The following is an 18110-nucleotide window of genomic DNA, read 5'->3' on the forward strand; positions in this document are numbered from 1 at the left end:
CCACACCACAGGTATATTTCCCTCACAATGACTATAAACGCTATGTCGCGCATGGAACGAAGGGAGTTGCATTATGCATCCAAAGGTAGAAGAGCTGCTTGGCCAGATGACGTTATCAGAAAAGGTATCGCTACTGGCCGGTGCCTCGATGTGGAATACGGTGCCGATAGAACGGCTGGGCATTCCATCGCTCAAGGTATCCGATGGACCCAACGGGGCTCGCGGCTCGGGCGATATATTGATGTCAGCCAATACAGATGAGGGCAGTGCGGGGGTGACCTCGGCCTGCTTTCCTGTCGGCATCTCATTGGCGGCTACCTGGAATCCCGCGCTGATTGAACGCGTTGGACAGGCGCTGGGACAGGAAGCGAAGACCAAGGGCGCGCGGGTCCTGCTGGCTCCCACGGTCAATATCCATCGTTCGCCCCTCAATGGCCGTAACTTTGAATGCTATTCGGAGGATCCTTACCTCTCAGCCAGAATGGCGGTCGCGTATATCAGAGGGGTGCAGAGCGAAGGGGTGGGCGCGACGGTCAAACACTTTGTGTGCAACGATTCAGAATTCCAGCGCAATAGCATTAGCTCAGAGGTGGGTGAGCGAGCATTGCGCGAGCTCTACCTGGTCCCCTTTAAAGCCGCCGTGCAGGAAGCCGGTAGCTGGTTGATCATGGCCTCCTACAACAAGATCAATGGCACCTATGCCAGTGAGAATCCCTATACCCTGACCGATATTTTGAGAAAGGAATGGGGCTTCGATGGCGTCGCGATGTCCGACTGGTTCGGCACCCAGAGTACGACCCCCTCGGTCAACGCCGGACTCGACCTGGAGATGCCAGGTCCCGCGCACTGGCGCGGCGACAAGTTGCTGCAGGCGGTGCAGAATGGCGAAGTTCCGGAGAGCAAAATAGACGAGAGCGTTGCGCGCCTGCTACACCTGTTTATCAAAGTAGGCCTGTTTGAGCCACATGAGGAGGGTCCGGAGCAAGCCATCGATCGTCCAGAGCATCGCGCATTGATCCGTGAGGCGGGGGCTGAGGGCTGCGTGCTGCTCAAAAATGAGCATGGCATTCTGCCTCTGCGGCCAGAGCGCTTAAAATCCATCGCGATCATCGGACCTAACGCACGGACGGCGCGCATGATGGGTGGCGGCAGCGCCTTTGTCAATGCCCACTACTCGATCGCGCCCTATGATGCCATTGTCGCGCGGGTAGGGGATCAGCTTACCATTGAGGATGAAACAGACTTTCCCAGCCATAACCTGCTCCCCTTATTCAATAAAGAGCTATTCAGTCCCACAAACAATCAGCAGGCACCAGGATTCGACATTGAGTATTTCCAGGCCCCTGACTTCACCAACCAGATTGATGAAACCGCCCATATCACCAGTTCTGAGATCACCTGGTTTGGATCGGTCGCCGCTAACATTGATCCACACCACTTTTCGGCACGCCTCAGCGGCCATATCCGTCCTCAAAAGACAGGTTCCTATGCCTTTGGCCTGGCCAGCGCTGGTTTGAGTAAGCTCTATATCGATGGTCACGAACTGATCAACAACTGGGATCAACAGGTTCCGGGGCAGACCTATTTTGGTATGGGAAGTACGGAGGCGACGGCGTCAATTGAGCTTACAGCGGGACAGGAGTATACGCTGACTGTCGAGTATGCCAAAGACGACGAGAAGGTTCCTATCGCGGCCGTACGCATCGGTGTGCTGCCTCCCACATCGACCACTGCCCTCGACCGGGCGGTTGAGCTGGCCACGCGGTCAGATGTAGCACTGGTCTTTGCCGGTCTAAATGGCGAGTGGGAGAGCGAGGGCTTTGATCGACCCAACATGGATCTGATGCCGGAGCAGGTCGAGTTGATCGAGAGGGTAGCCGCGGTCAATAAAAATACCGTCGTCGTTCTCAATACCGGCTCGCCAATTACCATGCCCTGGCTCGACCGGGTCGCTGGCGTGCTGCAATGCTGGTATCCAGGACAGGAATGCGGCAACGCCATCGCGGACGTGCTGTTCGGTGAGGTTAATCCATCGGGCAAGCTGCCACAGACGTTTCCGCAGCGATTGGAGGATAACCCGGCCTACATCAACTATCCAGGCGAAAACGGTCGTGTCTACTATGGCGAGGGTCTATTCGTAGGCTATCGTTACTATGACAAAAAGAAGGTCGCGCCCCTCTTCCCCTTTGGCTTTGGTCTCTCTTACACGACCTTCAGCTACTCCCCCGACATTGAACTCAGTACACAGAAGGTACAACCCGGTGAAACCCTGCGAGCAACCATTCAGATTACCAATACCGGACAGCGGGCGGGTAAGGAAGCTGTACAGCTATATGTGCGGGATGTCAAATCGACGCTGCATCGACCCGAAAAAGAGCTCAAGGCCTTCGCAAAAGTCCAGTTAGAGCCTGGTGAAAGTAAGCCAGTCACCTTTGAGCTCGATCAAAGCGCACTGGCCTACTACGACGACCTGGCCCGGCAGTGGATCGCTGAAGCAGGAGAGTTCGAGCTTCTCATCGGCTCTTCCGCCCGCGATATCCAGGCACATACAACCTTCTCACTAACCGAGACCAGCCGCTTCACTGAGGGTCCAGAGGCTCACTGAGACGTTCACGATTGTCACCCAGGAAGAGGCGCGCGTGCGCCTCTTCTTCATTTACTGTAAACGTACAAAATTGGTAACCACAGATAGCTGATCAGCATGCAACACCCTTGCCGCGTCCACCCGCCCATCAGCCTGCACGATCGCCCCCTGCTGAATATCCTGATTGCGCCCAACGCTAACCTGCTGATTGGCCCCCCAGACGATGTGCACGACATTGTTAGTACGTTGATAGACACCAGTGCTTGTCTGCTCTAGAATATAGCCATCCAGTGAGTTGTTGCCCGAAGACGAAATGACCTGGCAGACCACGCTGGTCTGGCTTCCAGCCGTCGCAGAGGCGAACTTTGGCGTGCTCGATAACTGTACCGATCCAGGAACGGTTATCAGATGATTAGCATATAAATAGAGCAAGACAATTGCCACGACCCCGATGATCAACGCGAGTAATCCCTTGCGGTCAGGCGCTCTCCGCGATCCACCCTGTTTAGAATCTTTCATAAACCATAACTCCTCTTAATGGAATGCAATCGATCTAATGCACACACCTGTATCGACGCAAAAAGAAAATACCTCAACATATCCTCTACCATCACACCATGCCTGAATCATTCATCCACAATTGCAGTTTCATATAAAACCATATCGGAAATATAGCATATATCTATAGCAACGGTCATGCCAATACCTATAAATGACTAATTTTGTAAGTAAAGGGGTGGTACACAGGCTTATCAGTATACTGAAAATCACCGGGAGGGAATGTATACTTTCATTGGAAAATGTATTTGTTCTAACTAAAGAGGGAGCATTGAATGGGTACGACGTTGAACACACATTCAGCCGATCCGGATAAACACCCGTCGCGTTTAGCCTGGATGATGATGGAGCCTTATCACGCTACGGTCTATTTCGCTCCGGAGACGCGAACCGTCTATAGCGAAGCAGGCTTAAAGGGTTATTGGATGGGCTACTTTGCCTCACGGGTAGCAGCGATGGGGCCGGTCTCTGCTTCAGTAGTGAGCGCTATATTCTATAATTTCCACCCTGGTATGGTGGCGCGGGCAATTCCCGATGCCTGGCGCTTCTCCAGTCCAGAGAAAGTCCTCGCCGCTCGCCTGCACATAGCGGATATCGCACTGCGCCGCCTGCTGGGTGATGATATTATCGCTTCATCTGAGATGGCTGAAGCAGCAGAGTTGGCGAAAATGGCAGCGAACGCCTGCTCAGTTGCTGGTCGCCCGCTTTTTGCAGGCCATGCTTCATTACCATGGCCTGAGCAGCCACATCTGACCCTCTGGCATGCCACTACGCTTTTCCGAGAATTTCGTGGTGATGGGCATATCGCTGCTCTGCTGGCAGAGAATGTCGATGGCTGTGAGGCACATCTCATCATGGTCGCTAACGGTGCGCTCACGCGAGAGAGCATCCAACCCCATCGCGGATGGGGCGACGAAGATTGGCAGGCGGCCCGTGAGCGGCTGACGCACAAAGGCTGGCTGGATCAGGATGGCAACATGACGGAAGAGGGCAAGCACAGACGTCACCACATTGAGCAGGTCACAAATGAACTGGCACTCCCTCCCTGGCAATCACTGGGAGAAGACAGATTTGAGCGCCTGCTATCACTGATGAAAAAATTCAGTATCCAGATCCTTGATCAAAATGGGGTACCAATACCAAATCCAGCCGGAGTTCCCGACCCGCGTAATTTCTAATCTAAAGAAGGAAGGGATTCATGCCTCGACAGTGGGTTTGCCCACTGTCGAGGCATGAATCCCTTTAATGCATCTATCGCAGAAGGCTTACCGTATCTATTGAAGGAACAAGGCCAGGTGTTGAGATGCATCCAGGAATGAGCGGATTTCTGGGTGGTTGATCAGCCCGCCCAGGTATCCTACATATATCAGCACACCTGTATTAATAACCAGGATGGCCATCACTATAATCTGTAGATAGCGAGGAAGCACCGGCTTGCGAGTATAGAAAAGGATACCAAAGACCGCGACAATACCAGTGACGAACATGATAATTAAACTGATGCGTGCCATCGATTCATGATCATGTATCAAATCAGGAGACGCGTGGTTCAAGCTCTCGACAATGTGGGCGGCCCCATCACCTGTTAAATAAGCAACCGCGGTAGCCAGTGCAGCCAGCACCAGAAACCACAGTGAAAGTTTCTGCAAAAAAACATTCCGGAAAATTAAAGCAATTAAAAATGTCAGAGCGACAAACGGTGTTCCAATGATCGGAATATGATTCACTATAATATGAATATGTGCCATGTTCATGTTCATATGCTAAAGCTCTTTCTACGGCTGGATTTCAAATTGTATAGATATATTCCATACGTTTGCTGGCTCTAGTATGGATGCACATGATTAAGCGTAGATGAAAATAGCACATGCTTGCTTCAAAGGTTCTGATCCAACAAAAATAAGCATAGATACCGTGCCACGATATCTATGCTCAAAAATCCTGTTTTGAGATCAGGAAATTGCGAGACCCAGGATGGCATTTACCTGCTCTTGCAATTTTTGTGTATTCGCAAAACCATAGTTGACGGCATGCGCATTGCCTTCAGTGTCAAGTACAACGGTCGTGGGCACGGTCAATACCTTGTAACGCTCTGTCAGATCATGCCGGGTGACCGCATCCACATGTACCACCTCTATCTTGTCTCCGCTTTGTTTTAGCAAGCGTTCAAGCGCTGGCTGCTGCAGCGTATGGCATTGGCGGCAATCTTCACTACTAAAGGCCAGGATACGCACCAGGTGCTCGTGATCATCCTTATCATTATCAGATGATGCAAAAACAAGAGGCTCAGCCGCCAACGCCTGTTGACGACGCCGAGCAACCAGCATACGTCCAGCCACAACTGCGATGGCAACCAGTACGCAAACCACTACTAAGATAATCAGCCGCAGTGAAAAATCAGCCATAGCTTAGATGCCTCTCCAACGAAAACCACCATCATAGCGCACGCGTGGCATGAGTCCCCAACGCCCCAGGTAGTAATAGACAAAACAGCCGGCGCAAAATCCGACGAAGACATTGATGGCGGCCAGCACAAATACAATGATCGTGAGGATCCAACCAGCCAGTGTGGCCGAGGTCAAAAAGAAAAGAATGCTGGCCACCAGTAGAAACGTGGCCCCCACGCCCTGGGCGAAACGATGTGGTGCGGGATCATCCTCAACCATACGTGCCTTGAGCAAACCTGCACGTACAATAACCTGGCGATATATCAATCTGAATGGGCTGGTAGCGGGCAAGATAGCGCTGAGAGCCAGGGCCAGGCCACTAATGAGGACCAGAATGGGTAGATTAAAAAGAAAACTAAGTGCAGTCAACACAAGCACACATGACTGCGAAAATTTCAACATATGTGCATCTACGCGTGGAACAGATACCATGATACAAATACTCTCCCTTGACACATTCCATCGATGTTTGCTTATATAGAAGAGAACTACATCAGAGCTCAAAATATTCCAGCGTGGTTTTTTTCTACAAAAAAAGAGATACGTAACTATAAGGCTACGTATCTCTTTTATAAAAATGGAGACAAGGAGATTCGAACTCCTGACCTTCGCCGTGCAAAGGCGACGCTCTACCAACTAAGCTATGTCCCCATACTCAACTGGAAATAGTATTCCCTCAATTTTGCCGAGCCATCTGTCAGTCAGAGACTGAAGCAGAGGACACGCATTCCAGCGCCACGATGAAGATACCTGTTGGTGAAACAAGCCGTACGATCATTAGGGCGACTTCGCTGCGCCTGTTACCAGGTGTCCACGTGTCGTCTATCTACCAGGTCGTCTTCCTGGGATCTTGACTTTCCGAAGAAAGTGGGAGAACTCGTCTTGGGTGCGGCTTCGCGCTTAGATGCTTTCAGCGCTTATCCCTTCTCGACATAGCTATCCAGCTCTGGCCCGGGCAGGCCAACTGGCACACCAGCGGTCGAGCCATCTCGGTCCTCTCGTACTGGAGATGACGCCCCTCAATTCTCCTACGCCCACGACGGATAGAGACCGAACTGTCTCGCGACGTTCTGAACCCAGCTCGCGTGCCGCTTTCATGGGCGAACAGCCCAACCCTTGGGACCTACTCCAGCCCCAGGATGCGACGAGCCGACATCGAGGTGCCAAACCTTGCCGTCGATGTGAACTCTTGGGCAAGATAAGCCTGTTATCCCCGGGGTAGCTTTTATCCGTTGAGCCACACTCCTTCCACTCGGGAATGTGGGATCACTAAGCCCGACTTTCGTCCCTGCTCGACCTGTCCGTCTTGCAGTCAAGCTCCCTTGTGCCTTTACACTCTGATGGGTGATGTCCATCCACCCTGAGGGAACCTTTGGGCGCCTCCGTTACTCTTTGGGAGGCGACCGCCCCAGTCAAACTACCCGCCTGATCCTGTCCACGTCCCGGCTCACGGTGACGTGTGAGAAACAAAACACAACGAGAGTGGTATTTCATTGGTGTCTCCCCCACCCCCACAAGGGTAGGTTCTCCGACTCCCACCTATGCTACGCACGCTCTGCCTCGTTTCGAGGTCAAGGTGTAGTAAAGCTCCACGGGGTCTTTTTGTCCTGTCGTGGGTAACCCGTATCTTCACGGGTACTTCAATTTCGCCGAGTCCTCTGTCGAGACAGTGCTCAACTCGTTACTCCTTTCGTGCGGGTCGGAACTTACCCGACAAGGAATTTCGCTACCTTAGGACCGTTATAGTTACGGCCGCCGTTCACCGGGGCTTAGATTCGCAGCTACGATCACCGCTCCTCGTAACCTTCCGGCACTGGGCAGGAGTCAGCCCCTATACTTCCGCTTTCGCGTTCGCAGAGACCTGTGTTTTTGGTAAACAGTCGGTTGAGCCAATTTCTTGCAACCCCCTCACGCCACTCCGAAGAGCATCGCTACTAGGGCACCCCTTCTTCCGAAGGTACGGGGTCAATTTGCCGAGTTCCTTAACAGAGGGTCGCTCGATCACCTGGGGAGTGTTCCCCCTGCCTACCAGTGTCGGTTTGCGGTACGGGCGGAGAAGACTCTGGCGAGAGGCTTTTCTTGGCGGCCTAGGGGCCGATGACTTCCGCGAGCTAACGCTCGCTCGCTGCACGTGTCATGCACAGGAAACCGGGATTTGCCTCGGCTTCGCACTTCAACGCACAGACCCATCCTGTCCAATCGATGGGCTCACCTTCCTTACCGCGTCCCCCCATTGCTCATAACGAGCATCTCCGGTGCAGGAATCTCTGACCTGCTTTCCATCGCCTACGACTATGACGTCCTCGGCTTAGGACCCGACTCACCCTGGGACGTTTGACGGTGCCCAGGAACCCTCAGGCATTCGGTGTGTCTGGTTATCACAGACATGACGCTACTCATTCCGGCATTCTCACTTCTCTTCGCTCCACCAGTCCTTGCGGTCTGGCTTCTCGGCTTGAGAACGCTCCCCTACCAATCCATCTAGGATGGATTCCATGGCTTCGGTAATCCGCTTAAGCCTCGATACGTTGTCGGTGCCACGACACTCGACCAGTGAGCTATTACGCACTCTTTAAATGGTGGCTGCTTCTAAGCCAACATCCTGGCTGTTTGGGCGTTGTGACCCCCTTTTACACTCAGCGGATACTTGGAGACCTTAGCCGATGGTCTGGGCTGTTTCCCTTTTGACGACGAAGCTTAGCCCCCGCCGTCTCACTTGCATGCATGCTGTCCTGGCATTCGCAGTTTGCTTGGGTTTGGTAACCTGCACGAGGCCCCTAGCCCATTCAGAGCTCTACCTCCAGGATAGTGTATCATACAGCTGTACCTCAATACATTTCGGGGAGAACCAGCTATCTCCGTGTTCGATTGGAATTTCTCCCCTATCCACAAGTCATCCCCCAGTTTTGCAACACTGGTGGGTGCGAGCCTCGACGGACTGTCACATCCGCTTCACTCTGCTCATGGATAGCTCACACGGTTTCGGGTCGCATCGCCGCAACCGCTCGCCCTCTTCAGACTCGGTTGCCCTATGGCTCCCCAGCTTTAGCGCTGGTTAACCAGGCTACGACGATGCACTCGCCGGATCATTCTACAAAAGGCACGCCATTAGCCCTTGGTTTCTCGTGAAACAGTGGCCTCTGACTGCTGGTGAGTACGTGGTTTCAGGGTCTCTTTCATCCCCCTCTCGGGGTGCTTTTCACCTTTCCCTCACGGTACTTGTTCGCTATCGGTCGCTAAAGATGTGTAGCCTTGGAGGGTGGTCCCCCCAGCTTCCCACAAGATTGCACGTGTCTCGTGGTACTCAGGATACCGACCCACGCCAACAAACCGTCCTCTACGGGGCTCTCACCCGCTCTGGCCACGCTTTCCAACGTGTTCGAGTAGTTCGTCGTTGCTTGTTGTCGGTCCTACAACCCCGATGGACCCGAGGGTTCATCGGTTTGGGCTCCTCCCGGTTCGCTCGCCACTACTACGGGAATCTCGGTTGATTTCTTTTCGTCGGGTTACTGAGATGTTTCAGTTCACCCACTGCCCCCCGTCACTGCCTATGTGTTCAGCAGGCGGTCTCCAGACATCACTCTGGAGGAGTTGCCTCATTCGGAATCTCGGGGTTCATCGCTTGTATGCAGCTCCCCCCGAACGTTTCGCCGGTCTCCGCGTCCTTCTTCGGTCTTTAGCGCCAAGGCATCCACCTCGTACTCTGTGTAGCTTGTTCTCTATGTCTCTTCATCATGTACTATGAATGCTTTGACTTCTGCTCTTCTTCTCGAAGAGAGAAATCGATCCTCTGCTTCAACTCTGGCTGACCATATGTGCTCAGCAAAATTGAAGGAATACTATCTTCAGTTGTTCAGGTGCACTGTTGGCCATCCGTTTTCCGTAGAAGGGGATGCTGTACCCCAACAGCTCAAGAGTGGAAACCAGCGTCGCTTCTGGCAACAGACATCAGACCAGGCTCCTGGTCGACCTGGAAGTGGAACACGCTTTGTTGTCTGAAGTCTCTCCAGACGCGTGCTCAAGCTCCCTAGAAAGGAGGTGATCCAGCCGCACCTTCCGGTACGGCTACCTTGTTACGACTTCACCCCAATCACTGACCCCACCCTCGACGCTTGCCTCCCCGAAGGGTTAGCCCAGCGGCTTCAAGTGTTGCCAACTTTCGTGGTGTGACGGGCGGTGTGTACAAGACCCGGGAACGTATTCACCGTAGTGTGCTGACCTACGGTTACTAGCAACTCCAACTTCATGGAGGCGGGTTGCAGCCTCCAATCTGAACTGAGGCCAGGTTTGACGAGATTAGCTCCCCCTCGCGGGTTGGCAACTCTTTGTCCTGACCATTGTAGCGTGTGTGTCGCCCAAAGCGTAAGGGCCGTGCTGACTTGACGTCATCCCCGCCTTCCTCCGTCTTATAACGGCAGTTTCGCTAGAAATATCCAACTAACGACAGGGGTTGCGCTCGTTGCGGGACTTAACCCAACATCTCACGACACGAGCTGACGACAGCCATGCAGCACCTGTGAACCCGCCCCGAAGGGACAGCCCGTTACGGCTGGTGCAAGTTCATGTCAAGCCTTGGTAAGGTTCTTCGCGTTGCATCGAATTAAACCACACGCTCCGCTGCTTGTGCGGGTCCCCGTCAATTCCTTTGAGTTTTAATCTTGCGACCGTACTCCCCAGGCGGACCACTTATTGTGTTAACTGCGACACTGAAGGGGTCGATACCCCCAACGTCTAGTGGTCATCGTTTACGGCTAGGACTACCAGGGTATCTAATCCTGTTCGCTCCCCTAGCTTTCGCACCTGAGCGTCAGGTACTTCCCAGGACACTGCCTTCGCCTTTGGTGTTCCTCCGGATATCTACGCATTTCACCACTCCACCCGGAATTCCGTGTCCCTCTGAAGCCCTCAAGTCAGACAGTTTCCATAGTACTTCGTCAGTTGAGCCGACGACTGTCACTACAGACTAATCTGACCGCCTGCGTGCGCTTTACGCCCAGTAACTCCGGACAACGCTCGCCCCCTACGTATTACCGCGGCTGCTGGCACGTAGTTAGCCGGGGCTGATTCCTCTGGTACCGTCCGTTCTCGTCCCAGAGAAAAGCAGTTTACGATCCGAAAACCGTCATCCTGCACGCGGCGTTGCTCGTTCAGGGTTGCCCCCATTGACGAAAATTCCTCACTGCTGCCCCCCGTAGGAGTCTGGGCCGTTCTCAATCCCAGTGTGGCTGATCGTCCTCTCAGACCAGCTATCGATCGCAGTCTTGGTAGGCCATTACCCCACCAACCAACTAATCGAGCGCAGGCTCATCCTCGGGCGCCGTTTCCGGCTTTGCTCTCGCGAAAGAGCATATGCGGTATTGTCGGCGATTTCTCGCCGGTATTCCTCACCCCAGGGTAGATGACCCACGTGTTCCTCACCCGTCCGCCACTCCCTGTTTGCACAGGGCGTTCGACTTGCATGTGTTAGGCACGCCGCCAGCGTTTATCCTGAGCCAGGATCAAACTCGCCATCCAATGTTTTTATAGACACATATCTCTGCAAGATATGTGAAAAAGCATGGTAAGTTGCGATCATGGCCAAGTTACATTAACATTGGCTTGTTTCGCAGATTATTATGGATACTTGATGTTGCCATCAAGCCTCCGAATTGACAGGAACTGGTTCTTATGTGTGTTGTTGTTCCAGTTGCTGTTCTGCTTTCCACTCTTCAGTTGTCAAGGTACTGAAACGCAAAACCGAGGTTTTGCGATCGGACAGGCGATGAATGTTTTTTCGTTCGCTTGTCTCGTGTGCTGTAGTATCGCATATCCGTTGTGCTTTGTCAAGCGGTTTTAGGACCACTTTTTCAGCGGCTCCGAAATCTCGTTGCGCGCCCCGGTTCCGATCGGAACCGCCGCGAAAAACGGCCTGAAAGGCTCACGGACGCAGTCATCCCGCGTGGTGTGTTTTTCAGAGGGGAATGGTGATCCCGGAGGAGCTACTTTACCGTAGCACAACTGCGATGCGAGAACAGGAGCACCCACGCTCATCGAGGCGGGTGATTGTTTCTTTTTTGACAGCTCGATGATTATGCCACAATGAATAGCAGTTGTCAAGCACTTTCGGACCAAAAAGTTAGATATTCAAATGCCTGACCAGGAAAGTAAAAACTCTTATGTCTACATCTTGAATAAAAACGAAAGACGTGTTATTCTATATTGACAACCAGATAGTGGGAATGCGGCCCGGGTGGATTCCAAACAGGCACTATCTAAGGAACAGAGTTATAGTTAAACCCTACCTACGTTGAACGATCAACGAAAAACAGTCAGCCATTTGTTGATAAGTGCCAGGCAGCAAAGTAGTCTTTGGCAACATTCTCCGGCATAGGTGCCTCTTCTATTGAGAAGCAAGATGCTACATAGCCCCCACAGACGCGAGGCTCACGCAGTTTCTTTTCAGCTTTTTTGTGTATAGAGTGAGGTTACAACATCGCCATGACACATTATCAAATGCAGTTGATCGTTCCTATCGATACATCAAACACCCACAAAGCCAATAAAGAAATAGAGCATTTAGAGCAGTGCTTCAAAGACATTATTGGCAGCTTTACGTCTTACTCCGACCAGTTCTATCGCATCTATAGCCTGATCTGTAATGAAGAGCAGTCAGATAAACTGGCCATTAAAATTCGTGGTCGCTGCGCCCTTCTGGAAGTTGTGCCTATCGCTACAGTCCCTCCCCTTACCTCTATTACCCCTATTTCGCCTATATTATAAGCCACCTCTGGTTGGGTACCCACACCTATATTATTTTCATAGCAGGCGTCCTGCGCAAAGCCTTATTTATCCTATCCCGGACGCCTGCTACAGTAAAAAAATGGTACGTATTTATTGATGGCAGCTTTCTCGGATGGCACGATGATATCCTATACCGTACCTCCGTATTCGAACAAGGACCATAACCACCAATGGCATTCCCCACACCCATAAACTGGTCAGATAAGTGGGCTGAAGCTTTGGCAACAGATTATAAAAAACCCACAGACAATATAAACCTACCATGCTGATCGAGAGCAGTCCCGCCAGTAAAGTTACGTCCAGTGAGCCAAAAACGAATCGTACCGGCGTACGACCGATGGATAGTTCTTGCTGCGTCATGGCCAGCAGGGCAAATAGACCAAAGAGGATGATGGCGTACCAGGGCCAGTACCAGGGCGAGCCTACGACGCAATAGAGCAGCCACGTACAGGCCAGCCATGCTACGAGCGCGGGCCAGGTGTTGATACACCGGGGCTGCCTGATTGATCGGATGCAAATCGCCACATAGAGTAATGCGAAAAGAGTTGTACTCAATATATGTGATAAAACTTCAAGCCGTGAGCCACGATCAATGCTGTGTGCCAGTGGAATTCCTCTTATCTGCGCGTAGCTATGCACGAGTAGTTCATAGATACTATTGATATTGCGCGATGCCGATGGCGTCATAGCCAAAACTCTGAGCAGAGCTCCATGTGACCAGAAAGGCACATGAATAGCGATAATAAGTCCTACATAGAGGAGCGTAGCCAACCCCACATTCAGTATGCGCTCCCGCACAGCTCTGGTCGTGCTGCCTTGCAGAAATAGAAACAGGAGGATGCCCGGCATCAATATGATATAAGAGATTTTGAGACCCGCGATCAAGGCCAGCAGGACAATAGAGATCAGAAACCGTGGCTGTCTATTTTCGATGCGGGGAATGAGAAACCAGAGCGCGAGCAGCAGTAAGAAGAGGATCGTTGCATCGTTATGTGCATTAACACAGGCCTCTAATAACAGGAAGGGATTCCAGGCAAAGGCCAGCGTAGCTCCCAACCTGCGCGCCTGCCAGATAGGGTTGTCATTACTTGAGTTTACATTGATAAAACGTCCACTTAACAACCATACAAGCCAGGTGGAACCCAGATGCATCAATAGGCCGAAAGTGCGTAGGAGCATCTCCATTGAGAGTACATATTTAAAGCCAATAACGGTTGCCAGTAACTGCAAAGTGGCGGTAATGGCTAACCAGGTTGGGCCATAGACCGAGGGTTGATGCACCCAGTAGAGAAATCCATAGACGAAGTCCGGTTGGATGGCCGTAGGAGGCGCAACCATAGGATTAAGGTGATAGAATACGGCCATGCGTGCATAGGCGATATAAGAAAATACATCCTGCGAAGTGACCAGTGGCAGCAGTAGATAGCCGATTCCCAGAGCTACCGTGGACTTGAAAATAAAGCGCTGCGTTATATTGTGTGGTAGGAGACGCAGGGCTAGGAAATAAAGGGTGAATAGCATGGTGAACAGACCAGTGAAGGCCACAGCAAGCGGGAGGGACTTGATCTGATTGAGCGGCATCGCTTCACCTACCGCTCCGTGAATAACGGTATGATGAACCGCGTGCAGGTGGGTATAAAAGACGGTGTATAACCAGAAGTGACGATTGCTAAATGTGAAGTCGGCGATAAGCAGAAGCAACAGGGTGGTCAGCAACAGGAAACGTGGCATGTTGCCCGCTTGATACGCCGGCGATCTCTGTGGCAGCAATCTGTGTACGGGAGCATCGAGCTTGTTGTGAGCCATGATCAGCATTCCTCGTGTCGAGTATATGCTTCCATGCCCTAAATTCAGACAGAAATAAGCTCTTACACTAATTGCGCCTGATATCGGGACGCATGTGACATTGCTATCACGTCAAAAATTTATAATCAGTAACAGTCATGCCCCCTTGATTACAGCTTCTAGCCTCAGTTCAACCAGTTGCCCGAGTTTCACACCTACGATGCTCACAAGTCATTTTTATGGTGGTGCAGCAGAGGCGTGGATATACCATTGTTGCACCGCCATAAAAACAAGCGCGTCCGCATAAGCTCACGCACACCATAAAAACGAGGGTAAGACTTATCTCATAACCTCTACCCATTGGCGGCTTTCAGTAGCCTCTACAACCGCGTCAATAACGGCCTGGCAGCGCATGCCATCATAGAAAGTCGGGATGTCCTCACCATTATTTTGCAAAATCGCCTGTATAAACGCGAAATCTTGATCGTAGCGAAAAGTGGTGGTGGGCTCGCCTTCAAGTGGTTTGCGTGATGAGCCAGGATAGGTCAAGAATTCATCTGGTACGCGCACGGTCTCTAGCATGCCCCCGGGACGTCCAACTAAAATTTCGTGGGGATGGTGCAGGTGGTACACCAGCGTTCCATCTGTACCGTACACTTCGAATTCATCCAGACTCTTGCCGCCAGCGCCACGCCCTTTGGCAACTTTACTTAGATCGAAGGAAGCAACGGCTCCCTGGTCCCCACCAAACTCGGCAATAAAAACAGCACAATCTTCCACATCGGCCGCGATAGGCTGGCCATCTGCTCCAATACGTTGGGGAACAAAGGTACGCTTTAAGCCAGCGACACGTTCAATAGGACCAATCAGGTCCAGGCAGAAATCGATCCGGTGAGCTCCCATATCTCCGATCTCTCCCGAGCCCGCCAGTTCTCGCTTCTGTCGCCAGCCCAGACTGGTATCCTTGAACTCTTGCAGGCGTGCGACACGTACATGTCTCGGCGTGCCAATGTCGCCACGCCGTAACAGATGCTTGAGATAACGCATTCCGGGAACGAAACGATAGGTAAAGGCAGTCATAGTCTGTACACCAGCTTTGCTGGCCGCTTCGTACATCTGCACGGCCTCGGCGTAGTTCATGGCCAGTTGCTTTTCAACCAGCAGATGCTTTCCAGCCGCAATCGCCGCTAACGCGATCGGCGCATGCATAACCGTCGGCGTAGCAATCACCACCGCGTCAATATCCGGTCGGGCGAGCAGGTCCTGATAGCGCGTATAGACGTGCTCAACCCCATATTCCTTCGCTCGTTGTTGCGCTAATGCCTCATTAACATCGCAGAACGCCACAATTTTTGCCTGCTCACAGGCCTTCAAACCTGGTAGATGCACATAGCCACTAATCCCCCCAACTCCGATGACACCTACACCGACAACTGACTGTTGCATAACATGTCGCCTTTCTCATAAATACGTCTCTAGACGGCATCACTGCCGCCAGTGGGCAAACCTTTGAAACGGTTCTCTCGTATCATACCCTATTTGCTGGCCTTGCTTGCATGGTTAAAAAATCCATAGATTCTTCTGCAGCTATTACTTTTATACTGATAGAAGACAAATTTATTGAATAACTTGCTATAACATGATAAAAAGTTAGTATCTAATGATTGCACAGTATAGCTTTTTAGAATGTATCTTAATGTGTAATCTAAATTGCTTGTAGGTATTTATAGGGTGATACAGGCAGAAAGGTTCTAAAGTTATGCTGTCTAAGGAGAGAGAAACAAATACATATGTAATCGACGTTGAGGAAGGAGCTGAAACCGCTCGTCTCCTTGAACAGGATCTTTTGTATAATCGGGCACAGGGAGGACTGCTACCGGAAGAGTTGGATGTATCATCGATGACACATCTCCTGGACATCGGATGTGGGCCAGGTGGTTGGGCGCTTGAAGTAGCTTACACCTATAGACATCTTGGTGTCGTCGGCATTGATATTAATCCTGTTATGGTAAACTATGCATTTGCTCAGGCTCGGAGCCGGGGACTCGAAAACATCTCTTTCGAGGTGATGGATGCTCGTAAACCTCTAGAGTTTCCAGACACGTCTTTCGATCTGATTAATGCTCGCTTCATCGCCGGCTTCATGGACCAGACTGCGTGGCCGGTATTGCTCGGTGATTGCCTGCGTCTCCTTAAACCAGGCGGCTATATTCGCCTGACAGAAATGGAGACGGCCACCTCGAATAGCCCAGCCCTGGAGAAGTTGCATGACTATCTCCACCAGGCCCTGAAAAAACAAAAACGCTCGTTCTCAGTTGACGGACGCAGTATCGGCGTGGGATATATGCTTGGTAAGTTATTACGCGAAGCGGGCTTTCGGAATATTACAAAAACGTCGTTCTTCAATGATTCTTCGTATGGCGCTGAGCAGCATTACAGTACCTCTAAAGATGTTGAACTGCTCTACCCACTCATTAAACCCTATTTTATTCGCTCTGGTATCGTGGATGAACGGACCTTTGATGAGACGTACGCGGCCATGGTAGAAGAAGTATGGAGACCACAACACGTGGCTATATCGTTTGGGCTTACAACCTGCGCCCAGAAAGCCCTGGACTGATCTTTGAAAAAACAGACTGTCCAAAAGAACAGTCGACACCACTCACTATAATAAGCATAGAACGACATCATCTAATACAATAAGAAATGAAGAAGCTGAAGCATACGAATGTGTAAAATGAAGCGCTTGCAGTATCATTGTGCGCGTAAAGTAACAGAAAGGGTGATACGCTATGCTACATATGTACCTGGCGATGGAACAAGAATTACTGGTTGTAAGAGAACAACAGGGTAAATGGCAGGCCGAGGCCAGGTTAACAGGTATGCAGACCACCAGTGTAGCCTCTGATCCGTTTCAGCCAGAGCGGCTCTATTGCGGCACCTTTGGTCGTGGTCTCTGGAGGAGTCTGGACGCCGGCGACTCCTGGCATCCCATCGGTGACCCCGGCAAAGCCATGGATTCTTACCGCGATAATGGCATTCCCCATGCCCAGATTACCTCCGTTGCGGTCAGCTCAACCGAAAAGGCAGGAGAATACGGCGTAGTCTACGTGGGCACGGAGCCTGCTTCACTGTATCGTTCTGAGGATGGAGGAGAGAGCTGGCAGGACCTCAAGACGTTGCGCGATCTTCCTTCCGCCTCTAGCTGGAGCTTTCCACCACGTCCCTATACCAATCATGTGCGCTGGATCACCCCTGATCCGCTAGTTGCCGGCCGCCTCTTTGTGGCGATCGAAGCTGGCGCGCTCATCCGTAGCGTTGATGGCGGCCAGACCTGGATGGATCGTCAGCCGGGTGGACCACTGGACACGCATACCCTGAGAATGCATCCTCGCGTCCCCGATCGCCTTTATTCAGCTGCCGGGGATGGCTTTGGCAGGATGCATGGTCGCGATACCCATGGCTATAACGAAAGTCTGGATGCTGGAGCTACCTGGCGCTATCCCGATGCGGGATTGCAGCATCACTATCTCTGGAGCATAGCAGTTGATGCGGCTGATCCAGACACCATCCTCATCTCGGCCTCCCCTGGTCCAGGTGAAGCACATCGTGCCCATTCACTGGAGGAGGCGCTCTCGTTTGTGTATCGTAAACAGGGCGGAACTCCCTGGCAGAAGGTAACAGAGGGATTACCGGAGCCGCAGGATACCGTTATCCCTGTACTGGCCAACCATCCCCATCAAACCGGCCAATTCTACATGCTCACCAACAAAGGGCTCTTCTCTTCATCCGACACAGGATTAAACTGGCGGCCCATTGATATTCCCTGGTCACCAACCTACCAGCGCCAGCATCAGCAAGCCTTGCTCATTACCGAGCACTAAAACTAAAGGTACTCGCACCTACGGTGCTCAAAAGGTATTTGGATAGTGGTGCATCGGGCGCGCATCCGCGCC

Annotated in this window: 11 protein-coding genes, 1 tRNA gene and 2 rRNA genes; 5 read left to right on the forward strand and 9 right to left on the reverse strand. The window is 51.9% G+C overall.

Annotation, left to right across the window (positions count from 1 at the left end; genetic code table 11):
- Window positions 1-73 precede the first annotated feature (73 nt).
- On the forward strand, window positions 74-2605 hold the full coding sequence (locus AABA21_RS06790; protein ID WP_338248226.1) for a glycoside hydrolase family 3 C-terminal domain-containing protein: 2532 nt from the start codon (window positions 74-76) through the stop codon (window positions 2603-2605).
- A gap of 51 nt (window positions 2606-2656) precedes the next feature.
- Here AABA21_RS06790 and AABA21_RS06795 read toward each other — a convergent pair whose 3' ends face one another.
- Entirely contained in the window at window positions 2657-3103 is a 447-nt protein-coding gene (locus AABA21_RS06795; RefSeq protein ID WP_338248227.1) for a hypothetical protein, read from the reverse strand.
- Between the two features lie 314 nt (window positions 3104-3417).
- Between AABA21_RS06795 and AABA21_RS06800 the strand changes: the two genes are divergently transcribed.
- Window positions 3418-4320, forward strand: coding sequence for an SCO6745 family protein (locus AABA21_RS06800; protein ID WP_338248228.1), 903 nt, complete (start codon window positions 3418-3420; stop codon window positions 4318-4320).
- A 96-nt stretch (window positions 4321-4416) separates the two neighbouring features.
- On the opposite strand, the gene AABA21_RS06805 is transcribed toward AABA21_RS06800, so the two are convergent.
- The 6 genes from AABA21_RS06805 to AABA21_RS06830 form a co-directional block, all read right to left on the reverse strand.
- A complete protein-coding gene (locus AABA21_RS06805) occupies window positions 4417-4902 on the reverse strand; it encodes a hypothetical protein (protein WP_338248229.1) in 486 nt (161 codons plus the stop codon).
- Between the two features lie 192 nt (window positions 4903-5094).
- Window positions 5095-5547, reverse strand: coding sequence for a thioredoxin family protein (locus AABA21_RS06810; RefSeq protein WP_338248231.1), 453 nt, complete (start codon window positions 5545-5547; stop codon window positions 5095-5097).
- A gap of 3 nt (window positions 5548-5550) precedes the next feature.
- A complete protein-coding gene (locus AABA21_RS06815) occupies window positions 5551-6021 on the reverse strand; it encodes a DUF4395 domain-containing protein (RefSeq protein WP_338248232.1) in 471 nt (156 codons plus the stop codon).
- 146 nt (window positions 6022-6167) lie between these two features.
- Window positions 6168-6240 (reverse strand) — tRNA-Ala (locus tag AABA21_RS06820).
- A gap of 106 nt (window positions 6241-6346) precedes the next feature.
- A 23S ribosomal RNA gene (locus AABA21_RS06825) occupies window positions 6347-9307 on the reverse strand.
- 313 nt (window positions 9308-9620) lie between these two features.
- Window positions 9621-11103: ribosomal RNA gene (locus AABA21_RS06830) — 16S ribosomal RNA — on the reverse strand.
- The 16S and 23S rRNA genes sit together here with 1 tRNA gene alongside, the layout of an rRNA operon.
- Before the next feature lie 963 nt (window positions 11104-12066).
- Between AABA21_RS06830 and AABA21_RS06835 the strand changes: the two genes are divergently transcribed.
- Window positions 12067-12348, forward strand: coding sequence for a hypothetical protein (locus AABA21_RS06835; protein ID WP_338248233.1), 282 nt, complete (start codon window positions 12067-12069; stop codon window positions 12346-12348).
- Window positions 12349-12459: 111 nt separating this feature from the next.
- On the opposite strand, the gene AABA21_RS06840 is transcribed toward AABA21_RS06835, so the two are convergent.
- Both AABA21_RS06840 and AABA21_RS06845 read right to left on the reverse strand, forming a co-directional pair.
- Window positions 12460-14175: a hypothetical protein gene (locus AABA21_RS06840; protein WP_338248234.1), complete on the reverse strand. Its 1716-nt coding sequence runs from the start codon at window positions 14173-14175 to the stop codon at window positions 12460-12462.
- Between the two features lie 318 nt (window positions 14176-14493).
- Entirely contained in the window at window positions 14494-15600 is a 1107-nt protein-coding gene (locus AABA21_RS06845) for a Gfo/Idh/MocA family protein (RefSeq protein ID WP_338248235.1), read from the reverse strand.
- 313 nt (window positions 15601-15913) lie between these two features.
- Between AABA21_RS06845 and AABA21_RS06850 the strand changes: the two genes are divergently transcribed.
- Window positions 15914-16774 carry a class I SAM-dependent methyltransferase gene (locus AABA21_RS06850; RefSeq protein WP_338248236.1) on the forward strand — a complete coding sequence of 287 codons (861 nt, stop codon included), beginning with the start codon at window positions 15914-15916 and terminating at the stop codon, window positions 16772-16774.
- Between the two features lie 172 nt (window positions 16775-16946).
- Window positions 16947-18038, forward strand: a complete 1092-nt coding sequence (locus AABA21_RS06855; protein ID WP_338248237.1) for a beta propeller repeat protein — start codon at window positions 16947-16949, stop codon at window positions 18036-18038.
- Window positions 18039-18110 lie beyond the last annotated feature (72 nt).

The sequence above is a fragment of the Dictyobacter halimunensis genome, assembly GCF_036245075.1.